We start from the raw sequence: 4137 nt of genomic DNA, 5'->3' as shown, positions 1-4137 counted from the left end.
GGGCGTCGCTGTGCAGCAGCAGCAGGTCGGGGCGCCGGTCGAACTGCGCCACCATCCGCGCCAGGCGGTCGGGACGCCAGACGTCGTCCTGATCGCTGAGGGCGATCAGGTCGCCGGTGCAGGCGCGAGCGGCCTGTTCGAAGTTCTTGGTGACCCGCAGTGCGGGCACGTTGCGGATCGCGCGAAAGCCGATCGCCAGGCCCGGGCGCTCGCGCAGGCAGGCCTCGAGCGCGTCCCGCGCCACCTTGACGCAGTCGTCGGTGGAGGCGTCGTCGGACAAGACGATTTCGGCCGGCGGCAAGGTTTGGAGGCAGATGCTGCGGACCTGCTCACCGACGAATCGGGCACCGTTGTGGGTGCAGAGGGCGACGGAGACGGAGAGGGTCATGAGGCTGTGGGGCTGCCAGGCGAGCGCCGATGAGGCCGATGTTCGATGCCGGTTGCCGCGACTCGACCAGCGGCTTTCGCGAACTTCCGATGAGGCGACCCTGGGCAATAGGAGGCCAGCGCGACAAGGGTTCGGCGCGCGATTATCTTCGCAATTCCTGGCGCTCCGGCCAACCGTGCCGGGACCGACCCGGACTCGGCCGGTAAAATTGGCGATCAGATCATAGAGAAAGACTAACGATGCGACTGCTTTCAGTGGTGCTCTCGGGGGGCGCCGGGTCCAGATTGTGGCCTCTTTCCAGGCAAGCCTTCCCGAAACCCTTCATGAAACTCGGAGGCTCCACACTGCTCCAGCAGGCGATCGAACGGGGCCAGGCTTGCGGCACCGACGACTTGATGATCGTCACCAATAAGGATCACTTGTTCCTGACGAAGGACGTTCTGCAACAAATGCCAGATCCGCCTCAGGCGACACTGTTGCTGGAACCGAAGGGCCGCAACACTGCGCCGGCCATCGCCCTCGCGGCGCTCCAGTGCATCACGCAGTACGGCGGCGACACGGTCATGCTGGTACTCTCRACGGACCATCTCATACCCGATGTCGCTGCTTTCGTGGCCAGCGCAAGCCAAGCGGTCAGGCTGGCCGCACAGGGTTCACTGGTCATTTTCGGCATTAGTCCCACAAGCCCCGAAACCGGCTTCGGCTATGTCGAAGTGGAACATGTATCCCGCGAGTGCCAGCCCGCCAAGCGTTTCATCGAAAAGCCCGATGTTCTCAGCGCGCAGGAGTACCTCGCGAGCGGCCGCTATTACTGGAACAGCGGCATGTTCTGCTGCACCGCGGACGCGATGGTTTCAGCCCTCGAGCGATACGCCCCGGAGGTTCTGGACGCGGCGAGGCGGGTGCATGCCTCCTCGGTCTCGAACGACGACCAAGTGCAGTTCGACTCGCACGCATTCAGTCTGCAGCCCAACATCAGCATCGACTATGCCGTCATGGAACGCGCGGACAATGTGCAGCTGGTGCCGGCGAAGTTTGGCTGGAGCGACGTTGGCTCCTGGTCGTCCGTCGCCAAGGCACACACGTCCGACGCGAGCGGAAACACTTTTCCGTCCGACGTCGTGGCGATCGACACCACCGGCACACATGTCCATGTGGACAGCCACGGCCCCAAGGTCGTGGCCACGCTGGGTGTTCATAATCTCGTGATCGTCGATACTCCCGATGCCTTGCTGGTCGCTCACAAGGACGAGGCTCAAGGCGTCAAGCGCATCGTCGATGCGTTGACCGCCCGCGGGCACGAGGCCGTGTCGTTGCCCGCTGTGGTCCATCGCCCTTGGGGCACCTATGCGTCCCTCAAGGAAGAAGACGGCTACAAGGTCAAGCGCATCACCGTGAAGCCGGGCCAATCGCTCTCGCTGCAATATCACCACCAGCGCGCAGAGCATTGGGTGGTGGTGCGCGGCACAGCCCGGGTGCAGGTCGGCGACGAGGAATTCGAAACCACACCCGGCCAATACCGTTACATCCCTCTGAAAGAAAGACATCGATTGACAAACATCGGCAAGGACGAGCTAGTGCTCATCGAAGTGCAATGTGGCGCCTATCTAGGCGAAGATGACATCGTGCGGTTGGCAGACACCTACGGACGCATATGAGCCAGGCGCATTCCAATTTGCACCGCAGCGCATGGGCGGATTGGTGGGAAGGTACTCGCCGCACGGACATTTGGTGGACGCTCGCCTGGTTCGACATCGTATTGCGCTACCGGCGCTCGATGCTCGGGCCCTTGTGGCTCACGCTCAGCATGGGGGCCATGATCGGTGGCATGGGGCCGCTTTACAGTTCACTGTTCGGCACTGAACTGTCGCAATTCTTTCCACACCTCGCGCTAGGCATCATCTTCTGGGGTTTTTTCGCCAGCATGGTGACGGACGCCTGCAACGCATTCATCGGCTCCGCAAACTATCTCAAGCAAGGCTACTTCCCGATCAGTCTTTTTGTCTGGCGAAGCATGGCGCGCAACCTTATCCAGTTCGGCCATCAGATCGTCCTCTACATCCCGGTCGCGATTTGGGCTGGGATCACGCTGTCCTGGTCCGCACTCCTTTTCATACCAGCATTCTTGCTCGTCCTGGTCAACGCGCAAGCGCTGGGATTGGCACTTGGGCTGGTCTGCACGCGTTTCCGCGACGTGTCTCAGATCGTCACCAGCGTGATGCAAATGCTGATGTTCCTGACCCCCGTGTTCTGGCTGCCATCGAGCCTCCCCAGTCGGGCCAAGTACATTCTCTGGAACCCATTCGCCCAGATGCTCGACTTATTGCGGACGCCACTGATGGGCGGTGTCGCCGATAGCCACAACTGGTGGGGGATCCTGGGTTGGACCACAGCGACCGTTGTCGTATCGAGCCTGCTCTTCGCAAAGTACCGTCGCCGCGTCGTCTATTGGCTCTAAGTACCATGGCTTTCATATCCCTCAAAAACGTCTCGGTCAATTTCCCCATCTACGGCGCAGGCGCGGCCTCACTGAAGAAGACCCTTGCCGCCTCTGTCACCGGTGGCCGCTTCGGTAAAGAAACCGGTGTCAATGTTGTGCAGGCACTCAGCGACATCACCCTGGAACTCAAGAGCGGCGATCGCCTCGGCCTCATCGGTCACAACGGGGCGGGCAAGTCAACGCTACTTCGGGCGTTGGCGGGCGTCTACGAGCCCTCCTCCGGCGAATTCGTCCGAAAAGGAAGCGTTTCTAGTCTGATAGACCCGTCGCTGGGCATCGAGCCTGACGCCACCGGCATCGAGAACATCATGCTCAGGGGCCTGGTCATGGGCATGGGTAAACGTCAGATCGATGAACTGACGCCGGAGATCTGCGAGTTCAGCGGCCTGGGCGAATACGTCAACATGCCAGTAAGAACCTATTCGACCGGCATGCTGATGCGCTTGGCATTTTCGATCTCGACCAGCATCGAAGCCGACATTCTGTTGATGGACGAATGGCTGTCGGTCGGTGACGCAGAATTCACCGAAAAGGCGGAGCAGCGCATGCGAGACGTTGTCGCCAAGTCGGGCATCCTCGTACTCGCATCGCATTCGCCGGACCTTATCGCCAAGGAATGCAATCGGGTCATCCATCTGGAACACGGACGAGTCGTCCGGTAGGGATGCTTCTCCACGGCCCCGATATTGGCCCGGCTCGGCGATAGATAGAGATTCCCCCTATTGGCATCGCGTGATGTGCGAGAGCGCGTCAAATATCGACTGTTGGAGAAATCGAAATCTACGGCAATCCAATTGAAATGGTCATGACAACCACATTGAAGCAACTTTATCTCGCCCACAAGGGAAAAGTGTCGGACAAATGGGAAAGCTACCTGACTGCATACGAGGAGGTTCTCTCGCCATATCGTAACAATCCCATCCATCTGCTGGAGATTGGCATACAAAATGGCGGTTCGCTTGAAATTTGGGCGAAATATTTCGCCCATGCCAAATTGTTCGTTGGGTGCGACATCAACGAAGCCTGCAGGGCGCTGGTCTACGAGGATCCCCGCATTCAGGTGGTGATTGGAGATGCAAATTGCGATGTTACCGAGGCGGAAATACGCAAACACAGCGAGCAATTCGATTTCATCGTGGACGATGGTTCGCACTTTTCTGGTGACATCGTCGAGAGTTTTTGTCGCTACTTTCCATTGCTGAAGGAAGGCGGGATTTTCATCGCAGAGGACTTGCATTGCAGTTACTGG

5 protein-coding genes are annotated in these 4137 nt (G+C 59.5%); 4 read left to right on the top strand and 1 reads right to left on the bottom strand.

The window, feature by feature from the left end; translation table 11 throughout:
* A partial coding sequence (locus AC1DY5_RS44710) for a glycosyltransferase (RefSeq protein WP_478120832.1) occupies positions 1–388 on the bottom strand: 388 nt, incomplete at its 3' end.
* Between the two features lie 239 nt (positions 389–627).
* Here AC1DY5_RS44710 and AC1DY5_RS44705 point away from each other — a divergent pair.
* The 4 genes from AC1DY5_RS44705 to AC1DY5_RS44690 all read left to right on the top strand — a co-directional run.
* Positions 628–2046: a mannose-1-phosphate guanylyltransferase/mannose-6-phosphate isomerase gene (locus tag AC1DY5_RS44705; RefSeq protein WP_478120831.1), complete on the top strand. Its 1419-nt coding sequence runs from the start codon at positions 628–630 to the stop codon at positions 2044–2046.
* Entirely contained in the window at positions 2043–2846 is an 804-nt protein-coding gene (locus AC1DY5_RS44700) for an ABC transporter permease (RefSeq protein WP_478120830.1), read from the top strand. Before AC1DY5_RS44705 ends, AC1DY5_RS44700 begins: the two co-directional genes overlap by 4 nt.
* Before the next feature lie 5 nt (positions 2847–2851).
* Complete coding sequence (locus AC1DY5_RS44695; RefSeq protein WP_478120829.1) at positions 2852–3550, top strand: ABC transporter ATP-binding protein; 699 nt, start codon at positions 2852–2854, stop codon at positions 3548–3550.
* Positions 3551–3693: 143 nt separating this feature from the next.
* Positions 3694–4137 (top strand): class I SAM-dependent methyltransferase (locus tag AC1DY5_RS44690; RefSeq protein ID WP_478120828.1); only part of this gene is annotated, 444 nt, incomplete at its 3' end.

The sequence above is a fragment of the Variovorax sp. P4_D9 genome, assembly GCF_056401695.1.
The sequence above is the reverse complement of the archived record's forward strand: the minus strand, read 5'-3'. Positions and strand labels throughout refer to the sequence as shown.

Coding starts and splice junctions, on each gene's coding strand:
- AC1DY5_RS44695 (WP_478120829.1), top strand. CDS start 2,852: ATGGCTTTCATATCCCTCAAAAACGTCTCGGTCAATTTCCCCATCTAC.
- AC1DY5_RS44700 (WP_478120830.1), top strand. CDS start 2,043: ATGAGCCAGGCGCATTCCAATTTGCACCGCAGCGCATGGGCGGATTGG.